The organism is Haemophilus parahaemolyticus (assembly GCF_018373095.1).
Classification (GTDB): domain Bacteria; phylum Pseudomonadota; class Gammaproteobacteria; order Enterobacterales; family Pasteurellaceae; genus Haemophilus_A; species Haemophilus_A parahaemolyticus_A.
In genome coordinates, this window is sequence record NZ_JAHAHT010000002.1 from 1 (window position 1) to 19,809 (window position 19,809).

A 19,809-nucleotide genomic window follows, 5' to 3' on the forward strand; every position below is an offset into this window, starting at 1 on the left:
CTTATGTAACCTGCCGTGAACAAGGCGAATCTGGTTTATATAAACCAGAAGATGTTCACTATATGGATATTTCAACCCAACAAGTGGTGTCTGTGGCTGCTGCACTTATTCCGTTCCTGGAGCACGACGATGCGAACCGTGCGTTGATGGGTGCGAACATGCAACGTCAAGCAGTTCCAACATTACGTGCGGACAAACCGTTAGTGGGTACAGGTATGGAAAAACCTATCGCTCTTGACTCTGGTGTAGCTGTAGTTGCAAAACGCGGTGGTGTGGTGCAATACGTTGACGCATCACGTATCGTGGTGAAAGTCAATGAAGATGAAACGATCCCAGGCGAAGCGGGTATCGACATTTACAACTTAATCAAATACACCCGTTCAAACCAAAACACCTGTATTAACCAAATTCCTTGTGTGAATTTAGGTGAGCCAGTAGCACGTGGTGAGATCTTAGCAGACGGTCCTTCAACAGACTTAGGTGAATTAGCGTTAGGTCAAAACATTCGCGTGGCATTTATGCCTTGGAATGGTTATAACTTCGAAGACTCAATGTTAGTGTCTGAACGTGTGGTTCAAGAAGACCGTTTCACGACAATCCACATTCAAGAATTATCTTGTGTAGCACGTGATACCAAGTTAGGTGCGGAAGAGATCACCGCGGATATTCCAAATGTGGGTGAATCTGCATTAAGCAAACTAGATGAATCAGGTATCGTTTATGTGGGTGCGGAAGTCAAAGGTGGCGACATCTTAGTGGGTAAAGTAACCCCTAAAGGCGAAACCCAATTAACGCCAGAAGAAAAACTTTTACGTGCAATCTTTGGTGAGAAAGCATCTGATGTTAAAGACTCTTCATTACGCGTACCAAACGGCACTTCAGGTACGGTTATTGATGTTCAAGTCTTCACGCGTGATGGTGTACAAAAGGATAAACGTGCATTAGAAATCGAAGAAATGCAGCTTCGTGAAGCGAAAAAAGACTTAACCGAAGAGTTAGAGATCTTAGAGGCGGGCTTATTCGCACGCGTACGTAGCCTTTTAGTGGAAGGCGGCGCGGCAGAAGCGACTTTAAATGCAGTTTCTCGTGAAAAATGGTTAGAACAAACGCTTGAAGATGAAGCAAAACAAAATCAATTAGAACAACTTGCAGAACAATATGATGAATTACGTAAAGAGTTCGAACGTAAACTTGAAGTTAAACGTAATAAGATTATTCAAGGCGATGATTTAGCTCCTGGCGTGTTAAAAGTGGTGAAAGTGTATCTTGCTGTGAAACGTCAAATCCAACCAGGGGATAAAATGGCGGGTCGTCACGGTAACAAAGGGGTTATCTCAAAAATCAACCCAGTTGAAGATATGCCATACGACGAAAACGGTCAGCCTGTGGAAATCGTGTTGAACCCTCTGGGCGTTCCATCACGTATGAACATCGGTCAGATCTTAGAAACCCACTTAGGTTTAGCGGCGAAAGGTATCGGTGACCAAATTAATGCGATGATTAAACAGCAACAATCAGTGGCGAAATTACGTGAATATATCCAAAAAGCGTATGATTTAGGTCACGGTTCACAAAAAGTGGATTTAAGCACCTTCTCTGATGAAGAGATTATGCGTTTAGCTGAAAACCTCCGTAAAGGTTTACCGCTTGCAACACCAGTGTTTGATGGTGCACACGAAAGCGAAATCAAAGGCTTATTAGAGCTTGGCGGCTTACCAACATCAGGTCAAATTACCTTATTTGATGGTCGCACAGGGGAGAAATTCGAGCGTCCTGTAACCGTAGGTTATATGTATATGCTCAAATTGAACCACTTAGTTGATGATAAAATGCACGCTCGTTCAACAGGTTCTTATAGTCTTGTTACTCAACAACCGCTTGGTGGTAAAGCACAATTCGGTGGCCAGCGTTTCGGTGAGATGGAGGTTTGGGCATTAGAAGCATATGGTGCGGCTTACACTCTACAAGAAATGCTTACAGTGAAATCGGATGACGTGAATGGTCGTACGAAGATGTATAAAAACATCGTAGATGGTACGCACTACATGGAACCAGGTATTCCAGAGTCGTTCAACGTAATCACCAAAGAAATCCGTGCATTAGCGATTGATATGGAGTTGGATGAGGCGTAATTAGAGGTTAACGGAGAAAGAAAAGCTCTCTTCTTTAGTAAAGAGGGGCTGTGGGAGATTTGATAGCAATGTGAAATCTCCCAATGTACTCCGTTTTTACTTCTGCCAAATCTCCCCTAACCCTTCTTTACCAAAGAGGGAGACGGGAACAAGCGGTCAAATTTGCAAAAAATTTTACAAATCGAACCGCTTGCAATCGAAAAAAAATTTATAAGGTGGGCGAAGCCTGCCAAGCAAAACAACCTCAAACTAGGGGCAAAAAGTGAAAGACTTAGTTAAGTTTTTAAAAGCACAATCTAAATCAAATGATGATTTTGATGTAATTAAAATCGGTTTAGCCTCACCAGATAAGATTCGTTCTTGGTCTTTTGGTGAAGTGAAAAAACCAGAAACCATCAATTACCGTACCTTTAAACCTGAGCGTGATGGTCTTTTCTGTGCACGTATTTTCGGGCCGGTAAAAGATTACGAATGTTTATGTGGCAAATACAAACGCTTAAAACACCGTGGTGTAATTTGTGAAAAATGTGGCGTTGAAGTAACCCAAACTAAAGTTCGTCGTGATCGTATGGGTCATATCGAATTAGCTTGCCCTGTGGCACATATCTGGTTTTTAAAATCATTACCGTCCCGTATCGGTTTGATTTTAGATATGCCATTGCGTGATATTGAACGTGTGCTTTATTTCGAAAGCTATGTGGTAACAGAACCAGGTATGACTGATTTAGAAAAAGGTCAGTTATTAACTGAAGAACAGTTCATGGACGCAGAAGAGCGTTGGGGCGATGAGTTTGATGCGAAAATGGGTGCAGAAGGTATTCAAGCGTTATTACGCGATATGGATTTAGAGCACCAATGTGAAATGATGCGTGAAGAGTTACAAGAAACTAACTCTGAAACTAAACGTAAAAAAATCACAAAACGTTTAAAATTATTAGAAGCGTTCCAACAATCTGGTAACAAACCAGAATGGATGGTAATGACTGTGTTGCCAGTGCTTCCACCAGATTTACGTCCATTAGTACCACTTGATGGTGGTCGTTTTGCGACATCAGATCTGAACGATTTATACCGTCGTGTGATCAACCGTAATAACCGTTTAAAACGCTTATTAGACCTCGTAGCACCAGACATTATCGTGCGTAACGAAAAACGTATGTTGCAAGAGTCTGTAGACGCGTTATTAGATAACGGTCGTCGTGGTCGTGCGATTACAGGTTCAAACAAACGTCCATTAAAATCTCTTGCCGATATGATCAAGGGTAAACAAGGTCGTTTCCGTCAGAACTTGTTAGGTAAACGTGTTGACTATTCGGGTCGTTCGGTAATTACCGTAGGTCCATACTTACGTCTTCACCAATGTGGTTTGCCGAAAAAAATGGCATTGGAATTATTCCGTCCATTTATTTACTCAAAATTAGAAAACCGTGGCATTGCATCAACAATCAAAGCTGCGAAGAAAATGGTTGAGCGTGAAGAGCCGATCGTATGGGATATTCTTGCAGAAGTTATCCGCGAACACCCGATTCTTCTAAACCGTGCACCAACCCTTCACCGTTTAGGTATTCAGGCATTCGAGCCAATCCTTATCGAAGGTAAAGCAATCCAGTTACACCCACTTGTTTGTGCAGCGTTCAATGCGGACTTCGATGGTGACCAAATGGCGGTTCACGTTCCATTAACGTTAGAGGCACAGTTAGAAGCACGTGCGTTAATGATGTCAACCAACAACGTACTTTCACCAGCAAGTGGTGACCCAATTATTGTTCCATCTCAAGACGTTGTATTAGGTTTGTACTATATGACTCGTGAGAAAGTAAACGGTAAAGGCGAAGGAATGTACTTCTTAGACCCACGCGAGGCAGAAAAAGCCTATCGCACAGGTCAAGCAGAGTTACATTCACGTGTTAAAGTACGTATTACTGAATATGTGAAAAATGAAGCGGGCGAATTTGAACCAAAAACTTCATTAATCGACACCACAGTTGGTCGTGCAATTTTATGGATGATCGCACCGAAAGGTATGCCATACAAATTATTCAACCAAACGTTAGGTAAAAAAGCGATTTCTAAGCTCATCAACGAATGTTACCGTCGTTTAGGCTTGAAAGAGTCTGTATTACTTGCTGACCAAGTAATGTACACAGGTTTCGCATATGCGGCACGTTCTGGTGCATCAGTGGGTATCAACGATATGGTGATCCCAGCACAAAAAGAAGAGATCATCCGTGCAGCAGAAGCAGAAGTTGCTGAGATCCAAGAGCAATTTAACTCAGGTTTAGTAACCGTAGGCGAACGTTATAACAAAGTAATCGATATTTGGGCTGCGGCGAACGAACGCGTGGCGAAAGCGATGATGGACAACCTTTCAACGGAAGAAGTGATTAACCGTGAAGGTAACCCAGAAAAACAAGCTTCATTCAACAGCATCTTTATGATGGCGGACTCTGGTGCACGTGGTTCTGCAGCTCAGATTCGTCAGTTAGCAGGTATGCGTGGTTTGATGGCACGTCCAGATGGTTCGATCATCGAAACTCCAATCACGGCGAACTTCCGTGAAGGCTTGAACGTTCTTCAGTACTTTATTTCAACCCACGGTGCACGTAAAGGTCTTGCCGATACGGCGTTGAAAACTGCGAACTCTGGTTACTTAACTCGTCGTTTAGTAGATGTAGCACAAGACTTAGTAATCATCGAAGACGATTGTGGTACTTCAGAAGGTATCGTAATGACTCCACACATTGAAGGTGGTGATGAAAAAGTACCATTACGCGAATTAGTATTAGGTCGTGTAGCAGCTGAAGACGTATTAAAACCAGGTTCAGAAGAAGTATTAATTCCGCGTAACACCTTAATCGATGAAAAATGGTGTGATGTGATTGATGAGAACTCTGTTGATAGCATCAAAGTACGTTCTGTTGTAACTTGTGATACCGATTTCGGTGTGTGTGCGAAATGTTACGGACGTGACTTGGCACGCGGTCACTTAATCAACCAAGGTGAAGCAGTGGGTGTTATTGCGGCACAATCAATCGGTGAGCCAGGTACACAGTTAACCATGCGTACGTTCCACATCGGTGGTGCGGCATCTGCGGCAGCCAAAGAGTCTAGCGTACAAGTAAAAAACAACGGTACGATCAAGTTAGCAAATGCGAAATTCGTTACTAACAAAGAGGATAAGTTGGTATTAACTTCACGTAACACTGAATTAACCGTGATTGACACCTTCGGTCGTACCAAAGAGAACTATAAAGTTCCTTACGGTGCAGTGCTTTCTAAACACGACGGCGATGAAGTGGCAGTAGGCGAAGTAGTTGCAAACTGGGATCCGCATACAATGCCAGTTATCTCAGAGGTATCAGGTCGCATCCAATTCAGCGACATCGTCGATGGTCTAACCGTTACTCGTCAAACGGATGAATTAACAGGTGTATCATCAATCGTGGTACAAGATGTGGGTGAGCGTGCAACTGCAGGTAAAGATTTACGTCCAGCATTACGCTTAGTGGATGCAAACGGTAATGATATCTTAATCCCTGGCACAGATGTTCCTGCACAATACTTCTTACCGGGTAAAGCGATTGTAACGCTTGATGATGGTGCAGAAATCGCAGTGGGTGAAGCATTAGCACGTATTCCACAAGAATCTGTAGGTACGAAAGATATTACCGGTGGTCTTCCACGCGTTGCAGACTTATTCGAAGCACGTAAACCGAAAGAACCAGCAATCCTTGCGGAAATCTCAGGTATCGTTTCATTCGGTAAAGAAACCAAAGGTAAACGCCGCTTAGTAATCACTCCTGCAGAGGGCGAAGCATACGAAGAAATGATTCCAAAATGGCGTCAGCTCAACGTATTCGAAGGCGAAATGGTACAACGTGGTGACGTGATTTCTGATGGTGCAGAAACGCCACACGATATCTTACGTTTACGCGGCGTACACGCAGTAACCAACTACATCGTGAACGAAGTACAAGAAGTTTACCGCTTACAAGGGGTAAAAATTAACGATAAACACATCGAAGTTATCGTTCGCCAAATGTTGCGTAAAGCAATCATCACCAACGCTTACGACTCAGAATTCCTTGAAGGGGAACAAGTGGAAGTGGCACGCGTGAAAATTGCAAACCGCAAACGTGCAGCAGAAGGCAAACCGTTGGTAGAATTTGAACGTGAATTGCTAGGTATCACCAAAGCATCACTTGCGACTGAATCATTTATCTCAGCGGCATCGTTCCAAGAAACTACCCGTGTGCTTACCGAAGCAGCCGTTGCAGGTAAACAAGACGAATTACGAGGCTTGAAAGAGAACGTTATCGTAGGTCGTTTAATCCCAGCAGGTACAGGTTTTGCTTACCACAAAGCACGTGCAGAAAAACGTGCTGCGGCAGCTGCAGGACAAGCGGTTGATTTTGCAGAAACTTTTGCAAATCCAACCAACAGTTTTGCCACTGATGCAGACATTGAAGCAGAGTTTGAGTTCGTCGCTGACGACGCAACCCAAAGCTTAGCTGCTTTGTTAAATGCAGAAATGGATTCAGAAGAGTAATCCAGAAGGTGGGCTTCTAGCCCACCAATTAAAGATAGAGAAAGCCCTCAGGACATTGAGTTCTGAGGGTTTTTATTTATGCGAAAACGAAAATCTTTGCTAAAGCGATGATGAAAAAATAGAAAAATAATTATTTCTGAACGAATTAAATTTTGTAGAAGAAAATTGGGGATTGTACCAAAAAAAGGTATAATCCCCTTAATTTTTTATGATAAAGAGAACGTTATGAGTAATATTCCATTAAGAAACGAACAAGAAATCGAGAAACTTCGTGAAGCCTGCAAATTAGCTTCCGATGTGTTAGTAATGATTGAACCTTATGTGAAAGAGGGCGTGAGCACAGGCGAATTAGACCGCATTTGCCACGAATATATGGTTAATGAGCAGAAAGTAATTCCTGCTTGTTTAAACTATCACGGATTCCCAAAATCAACCTGCATTTCTATTAATGAAGTAGTTTGCCACGGAATTCCAAGTGATGACAAAAAGCTGAAAAAAGGTGATATTGTAAACATCGATGTCACGGTAATCAAAGACGGCTATTTCGGCGACAACTCCAAAATGTATGTGGTAGGCGAGCCTTCTATTCGTGATAAACGCTTATTAGAAGTAACACAAGAATCACTTTACATTGGCTTACGCCAAGTAAAACCAGGCATTCGCTTAAAAGAGATCGGCACAGCGATTCAAAAATATGTGGAAAAAGAAGGCTTCTCTGTGGTACGTGAATATTGCGGTCACGGCGTAGGCACAGAGTTCCACTGCGATCCACAAGTCTTGCACTACAACGGTGACGATGGTGGTGTAGTGTTAAAAGAAGGCATGGTGTTTACCATTGAACCAATGGTCAATGCAGGCAAAAAAGAGATCCGCACGATGAATGATGGCTGGACAGTAAAAACCAAAGACCGTAGCCACTCAGCTCAATATGAACACCAAATTGTGGTGACCAAAGATGGCTGTGAAGTGATGACCATTCGTGATGAAGAAATTGCCGAAGGGCGAATTTCGCGTGTAATGGTGAATGTATAAAATTTAATTCTTTAAAGTAAAAGGCTGATTGATTTCCTCCAATCAGCCTTATTTTTACTCCTTCGGCAAGCGAGAAAGGATACCCACGCCAACGATAGTATCTGCTGTCACAAATTTCAGTGCTGCTTTCGCCGCTATTTTCTTCATTTCTTGTTGGTTCATTACGTTTTCCTATTATTGCTTTAAAGATAAAAATTGGTCTCAATGTGTGCCAAAGAGCAAGCTACATCAAGTGATAATTTGTCATAAGTCATTTGAAAATTTTTCTGAAAATAAAAAATTTTGTTTTGCTAATTTTCCGCTAATTTTTCCTCTCTAGAATACACACCATCAAGAGTAGAGATGCTTTTGGTCATAATGATTTTAAACTCTATGAAAATAAACTATTTTTACATGCTTACAAGGAGCAACTTATGAAAAAATCAGTAAAAACTTTAGCAGCAACATTATTAGCAGGTATTATGGCTTTCGGTGCAATCAATGCAAATGCAATGTCTCCAAAAGACCAAGATGCTTTGGGTAAAGCTAAAATCACGGCAGCACAAGCATTATCTACCGCACAAACAAAAATCGGTGCCGATGCGAAAATAAAAAGTATTGATTTTAAACATCACTACTTTGGTAAAGATCATTTTGAAGTTGAAATGTTTGCTAACGGTCAAAAACAAAAAGTGGCAGTAGATGCAGCAAGCGGTGATATTTTAGGCGTGGAAAGCAAAGCCCTTAAAACCGTGAAAGTTAGCCCAACAGCAGATATTGCACCACAAGTGAACTTCGCTCAAGCAATGGACACCGCGGTAGCAAAAACGGGCGGTAAAGTGGCAGAAGCGGACTTAGAATATAAACGCGGTATGGTATTCTACAAAATTGAAACCGTAAACAATGGTGTGGTTTATAAAGTGGCGGTAGATGCAAACAGCGGGCAAATTATTGATATGCCACAAAAACATGAAGGTAAACATCATAAACACGCTCGTTTTGAAAAAGGCGAACGTCACAAACATCCTCAAAATGAAGGCGGTTTCCGTCAAAACTAATCTTATCTTCGCATTGTGCGATGTCGGGCGGATGTATTTCCGCCTATTTTTCGATAAAATCTCGTCAATTTTTTGATCCTTCATTTTTACTATGCGAATTTTATTGGTCGAAGACGACAAAATGATTGCCGAAGCGGTATCGAACGGCTTAAAAACCGCTCGTTATGCGGTGGATTGGGTAAACAACGGCAACACGGCAGAACAGGCGTTAAACAGCCAACAATATGATTTGGTGTTGCTCGATTTGGGTTTACCAGGGCAAGATGGTTTGCAAGTACTGAAACATCTCCGACAAGAGAAAAACAATACGCCTGTGTTGATTGTCACCGCGCGTGATGATTTGGATAGTCGCTTGGCAGGCTTAGACGGTGGGGCGGACGATTACATTATTAAACCTTTTGATTTGTCCGAATTACTTGCCCGCATTCGTGCTGTCCTGCGTCGCCAAAGCGGACAAAGTACACCATTGTTAAGTAACGGTGCTATAACCCTCAATCCGACGAATTACCAAGTTACTCTCGCTGATCAACCGATGCCGATTGAGCTTAGCAACAAAGAGTTTTCCATTCTGCAAGCCTTAATGACAAGACCAGGGATTATCCATTCTCGTGCCGATTTGGAAGATAAAATCTACGCGTGGGGCGATGAGGTGGAGAGCAACGCCATTGATTTTCTGATTCACGCCTTACGCAAGAAAATCGGCAAAGAGCATATTAAAAATGTGCGAGGCGTGGGGTGGTTGGTGTCTAAAAATTAGTGATACCTCGGATAATAACCTTACCCTAAGAGGAAAAATGAAAAACTCAATCCAACTCAAACTCACTTTAGCTTTTACTGCCCTTTTCACCGTGGTGGCAGGCATTGCGGGCGGTGTTTCGTTCTACGATACTTACCGCGAAACGTACAAACTGCAAGACGATATGTTGGTTCAGCTTTCGGGCTTTGTCAATTCTGTGGAAAATCCGACCGCACTTTCGGGGGATTTTCGTCCACCACGCGATAACGATGCACGAATTTATATGCATTTTGAGCGAAACGGCACGCATACAGAAAGTCTTCCGCCGAATTTTCCACAGCAAATGGAAGATGGTTTCCATACACTCAGAAAAGATGGCAAAAAATACAAAAGAGTCAAACCGCACAAAGAAAATCGCTTTTGGTTTACGTTGAAAAACGCCAATGATTTATACCGCACTTACGTTCGTAACACACCCAACGGCAAGATTATCATCACCCAAGAAAATGAATATCGTGAAGAACTGGCATTCCGCAGTGCATGGCAGAGCGTGATTCCGCTGATTGTGTTGTTGCCGTTGATTATTTTGCTGACCATTTGGATTGTCCGTCTCGCAATGAAGCCTGTAGACAGACTTTCTCACAAGCTAGAAAAACGCCACGAGCAAAATCTTACACCGTTGCCGACGGAAAAAATCCCGAGCGAAATTCGCGGATTTGTGGTGGAAATCAACCGCTTGCTGGGGCGAACAGATGAATTTATTCAGCAACAAAAACGCTTTATTGCGGATGCGTCACACGAGTTGCGTAGTCCGATGACTGCACTTTCCTTGCAAGTAGAGCAACTCGCTCATCAAGATTTGCCTGCTGAAGCCAAAACTCAACTTATCCAAGTGAAACAAGGTCTTCAGCGTAGTCGTAACTTACTAGAACAGCTGCTTTCATTGGCTCGCATTCAAAATAACAAAATGGAAAACCACAGCGATTTTAACGTGCAGGATATTTTCCGCAGCGTAATTGAAGATTTGCTACCTCTTGCCCTCGATAAAGATCAGGATTTGGGTGTAACGAATGAGCAAGCAGTCAAGTTCCACGGTTCAGAAACGGATCTCTACTTGCTCGTTAAAACGCTGGTGGATAACGCCATTCGCTACACACCAAACGGTAGCCAGATTGATTTAAGTGTCAAAGAGAAAGGCGGTAGCATTCAGATCTGCGTAGAAGATAACGGCAACGGCATTCCACCAGAAGAACGCCAACGTGTGCTAGATCCGTTCTACCGCATTCTTGGCACAGAGCAACAAGGCTCTGGCTTAGGCTTGGCGATTGCTGAGGAGATTGTGAAAAATTATGGTGGAAAAATTGAATTAAAAGATTCAGTGAGTTTTGAAACGGGGTTGTTAGTGGAAGTTGAATTACCAACAAGCGGTCAAATTTAGGAAATTTTTTGTAAAAGTGATTAAGGCGATATAATTTGTTGCATTATTTTATTATTCTGCATATAGCTTAAATCAATAGGAGAAGAAAAATGTTTGAGCCGATTTTTGAAGAAAAAATTATCCCTGTAATTTCTATTGTTGCCAAAGGCGAATTTGGTGTGAGAGTGGTTAATTCGTTGATGTATCCAGCTAAAATTTACTGCTTAAAATTTGAAGAACTAGAAGAGTTATCAAAGAATGATATGACATTTATTGTAGCAGATAAACTTAATGAAGAGGAATGGGCAAAAATCCGCCGAGCAACATCAAATCCCATTGTTGTTGTAGGCTGTTCAATGCCAGAAGAAGTAGAATTTGCTAGTTGCTCTTTTAATGAAACCTCTACAGAATTATGTAGCAAAATAATAAAATCTATTATTGATATCCTGACTCAGGAAGGTTTAGTTGACATTGATTTCGCAGATATTCACCGAATTTTATTTGAATGTGGTAAACACGCTAAAGCTGGTTATGCTAAAAATATGTTAGCTAAAGATGCGACTAGAAAGATATTAAATCAATTAGGCGATAAATCCGTTTCACTCGACAAAGCGAAAGGAGTATTAATCAATATTGTTGCAGGTGAGCAATTAGAATTTAAAGAGGTTGATTTGATTACTCAAACAATCATTGAAAAAACCAACCAAGAAGCAACCATTATTTTTGGCACAAGATTTGATACAAATAAATCAGGTAAAGAATTAGATTTAAGCGTGGTAGTAACTTACTAAAATACAAGCGGTAGATTTTGCAATTTGTTTTACAGAATCCACCGCTTGTTGTTTATGGAAGAATTAGTTACGTTTCACTGCTTCCGCAATCTCTTTCGCACAGCTTTGGGCTAACGTTGCATCTTCACACTCTACCATCACACGAATAAGCGGTTCTGTACCTGATTTACGTAACAAGATACGTCCTTTTCCTGCTAAGCGTTCTTCTACTGTTTTTGCAACAGCTTTTACTTCTTCGCTATTGAGTGGGTTTTCACCGCCTGCGAAGCGAACGTTAATTAATACTTGTGGGAAGAGTGGCACGGCTTTTGCTAATTCGTTTAAGGTTAGATTGTGTTTTACCATTGCCACTAACACTTCAAGCGAGGCAACAATACCATCACCCGTGGTGTTTTTATCTAACACGATGATATGACCTGAGTTTTCACCGCCTAATTTCCAGCCTTTCTCTTTTAATTGCTCAAGCACATAGCGGTCGCCCACGTTGGCACGTACGAATGGAATAGCAAGCTCTTTTAATGAGAGTTCTAAACTCATATTGCTCATCAATGTACCCACTACACCGCCTTTTAATTTGCCCGCACGCAACGCTTCACGTGCCAAAATAAACAGAATTTGGTCGCCATCTACTTTATTGCCTAAGTGGTCTACCATCATAATGCGGTCGCCATCACCATCGTAAGCTAAACCGATGTCTGCTTCCGACTCTTTCACCACTTTTTGAAGTGCTTTAATGTCAGTTGCCCCGCATTTTTCGTTGATGTTTAAACCGTTCGGGCGAGTACCAATTTCGATCACATCAGCCCCTAACTCACGCATTACGTTTGGTGCAATGTGGTAAGTTGCACCGTTCGCACAATCCACCACAATTTTTAAGCCGTCTAAGCTTAATTCGGATGGGAAACCTGCTTTACAAAATTCAATGTAACGACCCGCCGCATCATTGATACGGCTCGCCTTACCAAGGTTTGCAGAGTCAACACAATCCATCGGCTCATCTAACATCGCTTCGATCGCTTCTTCCACTTCATCAGGTAATTTTTCGCCCACTGATGAGAAGAATTTGATTCCGTTGTCGTAGTATGGGTTGTGAGACGCTGAAATCACGATCCCCGCTTCTGCACGGAAAGTGCGGGTTAAATACGCAATTGCAGGGGTTGGCATTGGACCGACGAATACCGCAGATAAACCTGCTGCAGTTAAACCTGCTTCAAGTGCTGATTCCAGCATATAGCCAGAAATACGGGTGTCTTTACCAATAATCACTTTTTTCGTGCCTTGAGTCGCAAGTACTTTACCTGCTGCCCAACCGAGTTTTAACGCAAATTCTGGCGTAATTGGGAATTTACCGACTTCACCACGTACACCATCTGTACCGAAATATTTGCGAGCCATAAATGTTCCTTATTTTAAAAAGTATTGATAAGCCAAGCTGTCGCTCACGTCTTGGTAGCGATAGCCTAATTGTTCTAAATGTTTGGTTAATTCTGCTTCTGAGCCTTCAGCTACAGGGAATGCGGCTAAAATATCGCCGTAGTCTGCACCGTGTGCACGGTAGTGGAACAACGAAATATCCCAATCAGTTAAGGCTTGTAAGAATGTAAGCAATGCCCCTTTCTGTTCTGGGAAGTCAAAGCGGTAGAGTTTTTCGTTTTGAATACTAGCCGGTCTGCCACCAATCATATAACGCACGTGGGTTTTAGCGATGTCATCATCTGATAAATCGCTCACATCGTAACCATTTTGGCGAAGCTCCTCGAGAATTTCTGCTTTTTCTTGGCTGCCAGAAATACGAACACCTACGAAGATACACGCGTTGGCATCATCTGCATGACGGTAGTTAAATTCTGTCACCGCACGGCTACCCAGAATTTGGCAAAATTTTAAGAAGCTGCCTTTCTGCTCTGGAATGGTTACCGCTAATAAGGCTTCACGTTTTTCGCCAATTTCGCAACGCTCAGACACAAAACGCAAGGTATGGAAATTAAGGTTTGCACCTGAGAGCACGCAAGCAAGATTTTCTCCTTCGATGCCGTGCTTTTTCACATATTTTTTCAAACCTGCAAGCGAGGTTGCGCCCGAAGGCTCCGCCACCGCACGTACATTCTCAAAAATATCTTTCAGTGCCGCACAAATTTCATCATTATCGACTAAAACTACATCATCGACATATTGTTTACAAATACGGAAAGTTTCATCGCCAATGCGTTTTACCGCAATACCGTCTGCGAATAAACCTACGTGATCTAAATCGACAGGCTGACCCGCTTTTAATGCGTGATATAAACAAGCAGAGTCTTTGGATTCTACCCCAATGACTTGAATTTCAGGCAGAAGTTGTTTCACGAGCACTGCGATCCCAGCAATCAAACCGCCGCCGCCAACAGGCACAAAAATGCGGTTTAGATCGGAACGTTGCTGAATGAGCTCCATCGCAATTGTGCCTTGCCCTGCAATCACGGCTGGAGCATCAAATGGGTGGATAAAGGTCATATTCAACTCTTTCGAAAGCTCAAGTGCTTTGGCTTTGGCTTCGTCAAAGTTCGCACCATAAAGCAATACTTCTCCACCAAAACCACGCACCGCATCCACTTTAATACTTGGTGTATTTTGTGGCATCACAATTAAGGCACGTAAGCCTAAATGTTTCGCTGAAAGCGCGACACCTTGAGCGTGGTTACCCGCAGAAGCCGCAATCACACCCGCTTCTTTTTGAGCTTTAGAAAGATTAGAAATCATCGCAAATGCCCCGCGTAGCTTAAAGCTATGCACTGGCTGGCGATCTTCACGTTTGATGAAAATATTATTTTTCAAGCGTGAAGAGAGCTTGTCCATTTTTTGTAATGGCGTGACTTGAGCGAGATCATAAATATTGGAACTAAGAATAGTGCGGAGATAGTCCGTATTCGATTGGATTTGTTGTGTCATATGATTGATTTTAATGATCTTCCCAAAGGCAGGGATTGAAAGGGTTAGATAGTCGAAAAGGGCGTGTTTAGCACGCCCCATTGCAATTAGTTAATTAGTGTCCACTACAACCACAGCCACCATGATTGTGTCCGTGATCATGATGATGGTGATGACCACCGCCACAGCAGCCGTGACCTTCTTCTTCATCGCTGTCGTGACCACCACAGCCACAACCGTGTTCGTGACCAGAATGAATGTGACCGTGTGCAATCTCTTCTAAAGTTGCTTCACGTGTACCCACTACTTCTACAGAGAAGAGTAATTCTTGACCTGCAAGCATATGGTTACCATCAACCACTACTTCATCGCCATCCACTTCAGTGATCACAACAGGCAATGGACCTAAGTCAGTATCTGCGATAAAACGCATACCTACTTCTAATTCCTCTACGCCCATAAATACATCTTTCGGCACACGTTGTACCATATTTTCGTTGTATTCGCCGTAGCCTTCTTCTGGGCTTACACGCACTTCGAAAGTATCACCAACCGCTTTACCTTCTAATGCCTTTTCTAAGCCTTCAACAAGATTGTTGTGACCGTGTAAGTATTCTAGCGGTTGGTTCACTGGTGCTTCATCCACTAATACGCCATCTTGAGTACGTACTTGATAAGCAATGCTTGGTACTACGTTTTTAGTAATTTTCATTAAAAATGATCCTTTGTTTATATAAAAAATTAACCGCATTGTAGCGGTTTGTATGATATTTGCAAATAGTAAGCGAATTATGACCGCTTGTCTATGAATAGATCTAAAAACCGAGAGAGTGCATATCTCAAACAGGAATAAAGTTAATTATTTTGATTAAATGTTAAAAGATAATAAACAGCTAAACAAATGTAACTTAATTTAAGTATTTTTGTTTGATAAAGCTATATAACAGGCGTAGAATCACACACTCTTCAAAAGTCGGAAATTTTTTATCTTTTAAATTAATTTGAGGACATCAAAATGAGCTTATTCTCAGAACCATCTAAACGTCGTTATGGCGTGGCGGTATTTGTTGGTATTATCGCGGGCATTATTTCAGCATTCGTAAAATGGGGTGCAGAGCATCCATTCCCACCACGTAGTCCAATTGATTTCTTCGAAGCTGCGTGTAAAGTGGACATCACTGGTTTAACTCAAAACCAAATTTTCGAAGTTTGTTCACGTGCTTTCTTAAATCCACCACACGTTTTCTTACGCGACTACATCGGTATCGACCCAACAGAAGCAGTATTCACATTTGCAGACCACGCATTTAACTGGATCGGAGTAACTCATATGCTTTTCTCATTAGTGTTCGCTATCGGTTACTGTGTTGTGGCTGAAATCTTCCCGAAAATTAAATTCTGGCAAGGTATCGGTGCGGGTATCATCGCAAACATCTGTGTTCACTACATTACATTCCCTGCGTTAGGTTTAACACCACCAGTTGCAGAATGGCCATTATATGAGCACATCTCTGAATTAGTAGGTCACATCTTCTGGTTCTGGACAATCGAGGTAATTCGCCGCGATTTACGCAACCGTATTACTCACCAACCAGATGTTGATGAAATAAGTCGCTAATTTCTTATTTAAAAAGCCACAATTAAATAATTGTGGCTTTTTACACAGTTTATTACTTCAAACGTACATCTACCGCAGGATCTACATCCTTACGGTATTTCTCTTTAATCTGTTTTTGTAAACCATAGTCGTCTTTATCTGCTTGATTTGAAAACAGATCTTCCTTGCCAAGTTTTGGATTTTGAATCCCCACCCAATGAGCGATGCCTTCTAAGAAGTTCAATCCAGATTTGAATACTTTATATTCGTGGCGTTCAGTGTCATCAGACGAAATTTTAAATAGCGGAATATTATGGTGTAACTGGCTGTGGCAGTTTTGGTTGAACAAAATCGCACCATCTTTTTCGTTCGTTTGATGACATAAACCGTGGTCAGAGAAATAGATCATCGAGAATGAACGGTGCGTTTTTTGCTCGTTCTCTTTCAATTGCTCATAGGTGCGTTTTAAGAAATCATCGGTTTTCTTAATCGATGAGATGTAGCAATTGAGGTAATCATATTGCGGTTTGATTTCACCTTCTTTAAAGATTTTCGGATAATCCTCCACGCGGTCACAAGCTAACGGGTGTGAGCCGTAAAGGTGCAATACGATAAAGCGTTTACCTTGTGCAGGGGCTTCTAACACTTGAGCGAATTTCGGCAAGAGATCAAAGTCACTGTAATTGGTAGAGTTAAAGCTACCACCATTTTTAAGAAATATTGTTTCATCCGCTTTGGAGGCAAGCGAGGAAATTGGTGTGTCATATTCGCCTAAAAAGCCTTGATTGGAAATCCAATAGGTTTTTACGTCTGCGGATTTTACGAGGTCAAGCAAGCTCAAATCATAGTGTGGCTCCCAACTTTCTTTGTTTGGCAACGTAAGCATTAAACGCAATGACGCGATGGTGTTTGTACCTGCGGAGGTCATTCCGTCAATCAACGTACCGTTCGCACTCGACATAAAAGGGGTGTTTTCCACAGGGTAGCCATAGGCGCGATGGTAATCTTTGCGAGCACTTTCGCCTAATACAATCACATAATCATCATATTTCGAATTTTCGAGCGTTGAGCTACCCCAATTGTTCGCTTTTGCCATCTCTTTAAGCGTGTGCATCTCTTTGGTAATTTTTACCGCAGAATCAACCGCTTGTTTAAGTGGCTCTGCAATAGGTGAATAATAGGCAAAGAGCAAGCCTGAAAGTACCACGAAGGTACGATTGCGTTGGAATTGAATGCCTGTATTCAAACGGATTTTATATTGCAGCCAGATAAGCAACGGAATTACAAACGCAATGAGGTAGCTGCTGATTGGCATTTGCTGTAAGAACTCTTTGGTTTCAAGCAAATCCGTGGCAAAAATTGAGGCGATATATTGGTAACTTGGTGCACCAAAATTTAAGCCTGTTGGCGTATAAATTGCGTGAATGATTGCTAGCGGAAGCAGTAAAAAATAGAAGGCTTTTTTGCTAGAGCTGAGGAAAATAATCAGTACGCTGGTCAGCAGAATTTGCCCGACATCAGGTTCAGGGAACATTCCTGAACCGATAAGGAGAAAGTAACTGCTGAGTAGGGTAATTGCAAGAATTAATATCAGTGCGGTAGGTTTAGAAAGATTAGCGAGTTTCATAATACAAATAGATAAGAAAAACGTTTACTCTCTCCCCTCGTAGGGAGAGACAGGAAAATTGCATTTAGCAATTTGTCAAAGAGGAGCAAAAAAGCGGTCAAAAATGACCGCTTACTCTCTCCCAAATTTCAATGCTGAACGCCTTGAAATTATCCCTCTCCTACAAAGGAAAAGGGCAATCATTAAGCCGTTACTTTATTCTTATTTGTCGTAGCTTTCAATAGAATATAGCCGACAACTGCCGATAAATTCGTTCCAATTAAGATACCTAATTGAGCTAATGGGAGCATATTGCTGCCATCATTATTATCCGCACCGAAAGCTAAGCCTGCGATAAAAACAGACATCGTGAAACCAATACCACAAAGCACCGCAATCGCAAAAATCTGTTTGAAATTGACCCCTTGTGGTAAACCTGCAAGGCGAAGCAACACTGCAACATAGCTGAATAAGAATACACCAACTGGTTTACCAATAAACAAACCCAATGCGATACCTAGTGGCACAGGTGAAGTCAATTTTTCTAAGCTCATACCATCAAATGAGACGCCTGCATTGGCAAATGCGAAGAGCGGTAGAATCACAAATGAACACCAAGGAGCTAAAATATGTTCTAAGTGGTAAAGAGGTGTTTCACCATTTTTACCTCGTAGAGGGATTGCAAAACCAATGATCACACCAGCCAATGTCGCATGTACACCTGATTTCAGCACAGATGCCCATAAAATTGATCCGACGATTAAGTAGTGAATCATACTCACTACTTTATAACGGTTCATCGTGAATAACGTAATAATCGCAAGACTCGCCACAATTAACGCAGGCATACTCATTTCGTGTGAGAAGAAAATAGCAATTACCACAATAGCACCAATATCATCAATAATGGCTAACGCAAGCAAGAACATTTTTAGTGGTAATGGCACTTGCTTACTGAGTAATGCGACAATACCTAATGCAAAAGCAATATCCGTCGCCATTGGGATTGCCCAACCACGAACAAGTTCAGGATCATGGTGATTGATAAAATAGTAAATCAACGCAGGTACAATCATTCCACCAAATGCGGCAAATGCGGGAAGAGAAGCTTTACGCACGCTTGAAAGCGAGCCTTCAAACATTTCTCGTTTGACTTCAAGTCCAACAAGCACAAAAAAGACCGCCATAAAGCCATCATTAATCCACATTAAAAGTGGTTTATCAATCGCAAAAGCCCCAACCTTCAACACCACTTGGGTTTGTAAAAAATCAAAATAGACAGATTGTACGCCTGTGTTGGCACAAATAATCGCTAATATAGCCGCGACAAAAAGCAGGATGCCGCCTGAAGATTCAAGTTTAAGGAAATTCTTAATTTGCCTAATCATCATTCACTCCTTATATTGGCAAAAAACATCGTAAAACAAAACTACAACACAAACGGCAAAATTAACCGCTTGCAAGCTTATTCCATTATCTTATAACATTTTTTTATCATAAAAGAAAAGTTATTTTATCCATAATTTTGATAAAATATCGTCTATCGAAAATATCAAATTAAAAGAAATTTATTTATGTCAAATCACTGGCTTTATTGGGCACTCGCCTCGGCAGTTTTTGCCTCACTCACGGCAATTTTTGCCAAAATAGGTTTGCAAGGCGTCAATTCCGATTTTGCGACCTTTATCCGCACCATCGTTATCATTCTTGCTCTTATTCTTTTTTTAACCTACACCCGCAAATGGCAGCCACTTAGCTCGCTCAACGGTAAAAACTGGCTATTTTTAATCCTCTCAGGCTTGGCAACGGGAGCGTCGTGGTTGGCTTATTTCAAAGCCTTGCAAATGGGCAATGCCTCACAAGTTGCCCCTATCGATAAATTGAGCCTTGCACTGGTTGCTGTTTTTGCTTTTCTGTTTTTAGGCGAACGCCCAAGCCAACAAGAGTGGCTAGGTATTGGCTTAGTAGTTGCTGGCGTATTAACCTTAGCTCTCAAGCGGTAGAT

At 41.8% G+C, this 19,809-nt stretch carries 14 protein-coding genes and 1 pseudogene; 9 read left to right on the forward strand and 6 right to left on the reverse strand.

Going from position 1 to position 19,809, the window contains the following annotated elements; translation table 11 throughout:
* The 3 genes from rpoB to map form a co-directional block, all read left to right on the forward strand.
* Positions 1 to 2,132: DNA-directed RNA polymerase subunit beta (rpoB, locus tag KH943_RS00375; RefSeq protein WP_304106241.1), on the forward strand; the 2,132-nt coding region annotated here is incomplete at its 5' end.
* 262 nt (positions 2,133 to 2,394) lie between these two features.
* Positions 2,395 to 6,681, forward strand: a complete 4,287-nt coding sequence (rpoC, locus tag KH943_RS00380; protein WP_304106243.1) for a DNA-directed RNA polymerase subunit beta' — start codon at positions 2,395 to 2,397, stop codon at positions 6,679 to 6,681.
* Between the two features lie 225 nt (positions 6,682 to 6,906).
* Positions 6,907 to 7,713: a type I methionyl aminopeptidase gene (gene map, locus KH943_RS00385; RefSeq protein ID WP_304106245.1), complete on the forward strand. Its 807-nt coding sequence runs from the start codon at positions 6,907 to 6,909 to the stop codon at positions 7,711 to 7,713.
* 81 nt (positions 7,714 to 7,794) lie between these two features.
* Here map and KH943_RS00390 read toward each other — a convergent pair.
* Positions 7,795 to 7,875, reverse strand: a pseudogene (locus KH943_RS00390) (ribose-5-phosphate isomerase RpiA); the annotation flags it as partial.
* Positions 7,876 to 8,126: 251 nt separating this feature from the next.
* Here KH943_RS00390 and KH943_RS00395 point away from each other — a divergent pair.
* The 4 genes from KH943_RS00395 to KH943_RS00410 all read left to right on the forward strand — a co-directional run bounded on the left by KH943_RS00395 (position 8,127) and on the right by KH943_RS00410 (position 11,694).
* Entirely contained in the window at positions 8,127 to 8,750 is a 624-nt protein-coding gene (locus tag KH943_RS00395; protein WP_304106247.1) for a PepSY domain-containing protein, read from the forward strand.
* A 91-nt stretch (positions 8,751 to 8,841) separates the two neighbouring features.
* Complete coding sequence (locus KH943_RS00400; RefSeq protein WP_304106249.1) at positions 8,842 to 9,507, forward strand: response regulator; 666 nt, start codon at positions 8,842 to 8,844, stop codon at positions 9,505 to 9,507.
* Positions 9,508 to 9,544: 37 nt separating this feature from the next.
* Positions 9,545 to 10,924 carry an ATP-binding protein gene (locus KH943_RS00405; RefSeq protein WP_304106251.1) on the forward strand — a complete coding sequence of 460 codons (1,380 nt, stop codon included), beginning with the start codon at positions 9,545 to 9,547 and terminating at the stop codon, positions 10,922 to 10,924.
* 89 nt (positions 10,925 to 11,013) lie between these two features.
* Positions 11,014 to 11,694 carry a hypothetical protein gene (locus KH943_RS00410; protein WP_304106253.1) on the forward strand — a complete coding sequence of 227 codons (681 nt, stop codon included), beginning with the start codon at positions 11,014 to 11,016 and terminating at the stop codon, positions 11,692 to 11,694.
* Positions 11,695 to 11,757: 63 nt separating this feature from the next.
* Here KH943_RS00410 and glmM read toward each other — a convergent pair whose 3' ends face one another.
* From glmM to slyD, 3 genes are all read right to left on the reverse strand, one after another.
* Entirely contained in the window at positions 11,758 to 13,089 is a 1,332-nt protein-coding gene (gene glmM / locus KH943_RS00415) for a phosphoglucosamine mutase (protein ID WP_304106255.1), read from the reverse strand.
* A gap of 9 nt (positions 13,090 to 13,098) precedes the next feature.
* Positions 13,099 to 14,622 carry a threonine ammonia-lyase, biosynthetic gene (gene ilvA / locus KH943_RS00420; protein ID WP_304106360.1) on the reverse strand — a complete coding sequence of 508 codons (1,524 nt, stop codon included), beginning with the start codon at positions 14,620 to 14,622 and terminating at the stop codon, positions 13,099 to 13,101.
* 94 nt (positions 14,623 to 14,716) lie between these two features.
* Entirely contained in the window at positions 14,717 to 15,313 is a 597-nt protein-coding gene (slyD, locus tag KH943_RS00425; RefSeq protein WP_304106257.1) for a peptidylprolyl isomerase, read from the reverse strand.
* Between the two features lie 303 nt (positions 15,314 to 15,616).
* On the opposite strand from slyD, the gene KH943_RS00430 reads away from it, so the two are divergent.
* Positions 15,617 to 16,219, forward strand: a complete 603-nt coding sequence (locus tag KH943_RS00430) for a YagU family protein (protein WP_304106259.1) — start codon at positions 15,617 to 15,619, stop codon at positions 16,217 to 16,219.
* A gap of 52 nt (positions 16,220 to 16,271) precedes the next feature.
* On the opposite strand, the gene KH943_RS00435 is transcribed toward KH943_RS00430, so the two are convergent.
* Positions 16,272 to 17,825: a phosphoethanolamine transferase gene (locus tag KH943_RS00435; RefSeq protein ID WP_304106261.1), complete on the reverse strand. Its 1,554-nt coding sequence runs from the start codon at positions 17,823 to 17,825 to the stop codon at positions 16,272 to 16,274.
* 182 nt (positions 17,826 to 18,007) lie between these two features.
* Positions 18,008 to 19,192 (reverse strand): Na+/H+ antiporter NhaA, encoded by a 1,185-nt coding sequence (gene nhaA / locus KH943_RS00440; protein ID WP_119222452.1) that lies wholly within the window; start codon positions 19,190 to 19,192, stop codon positions 18,008 to 18,010.
* A gap of 186 nt (positions 19,193 to 19,378) precedes the next feature.
* On the opposite strand from nhaA, the gene KH943_RS00445 reads away from it, so the two are divergent.
* Positions 19,379 to 19,807: an EamA family transporter gene (locus tag KH943_RS00445; protein WP_304106263.1), complete on the forward strand. Its 429-nt coding sequence runs from the start codon at positions 19,379 to 19,381 to the stop codon at positions 19,805 to 19,807.
* Positions 19,808 to 19,809 lie beyond the last annotated feature (2 nt).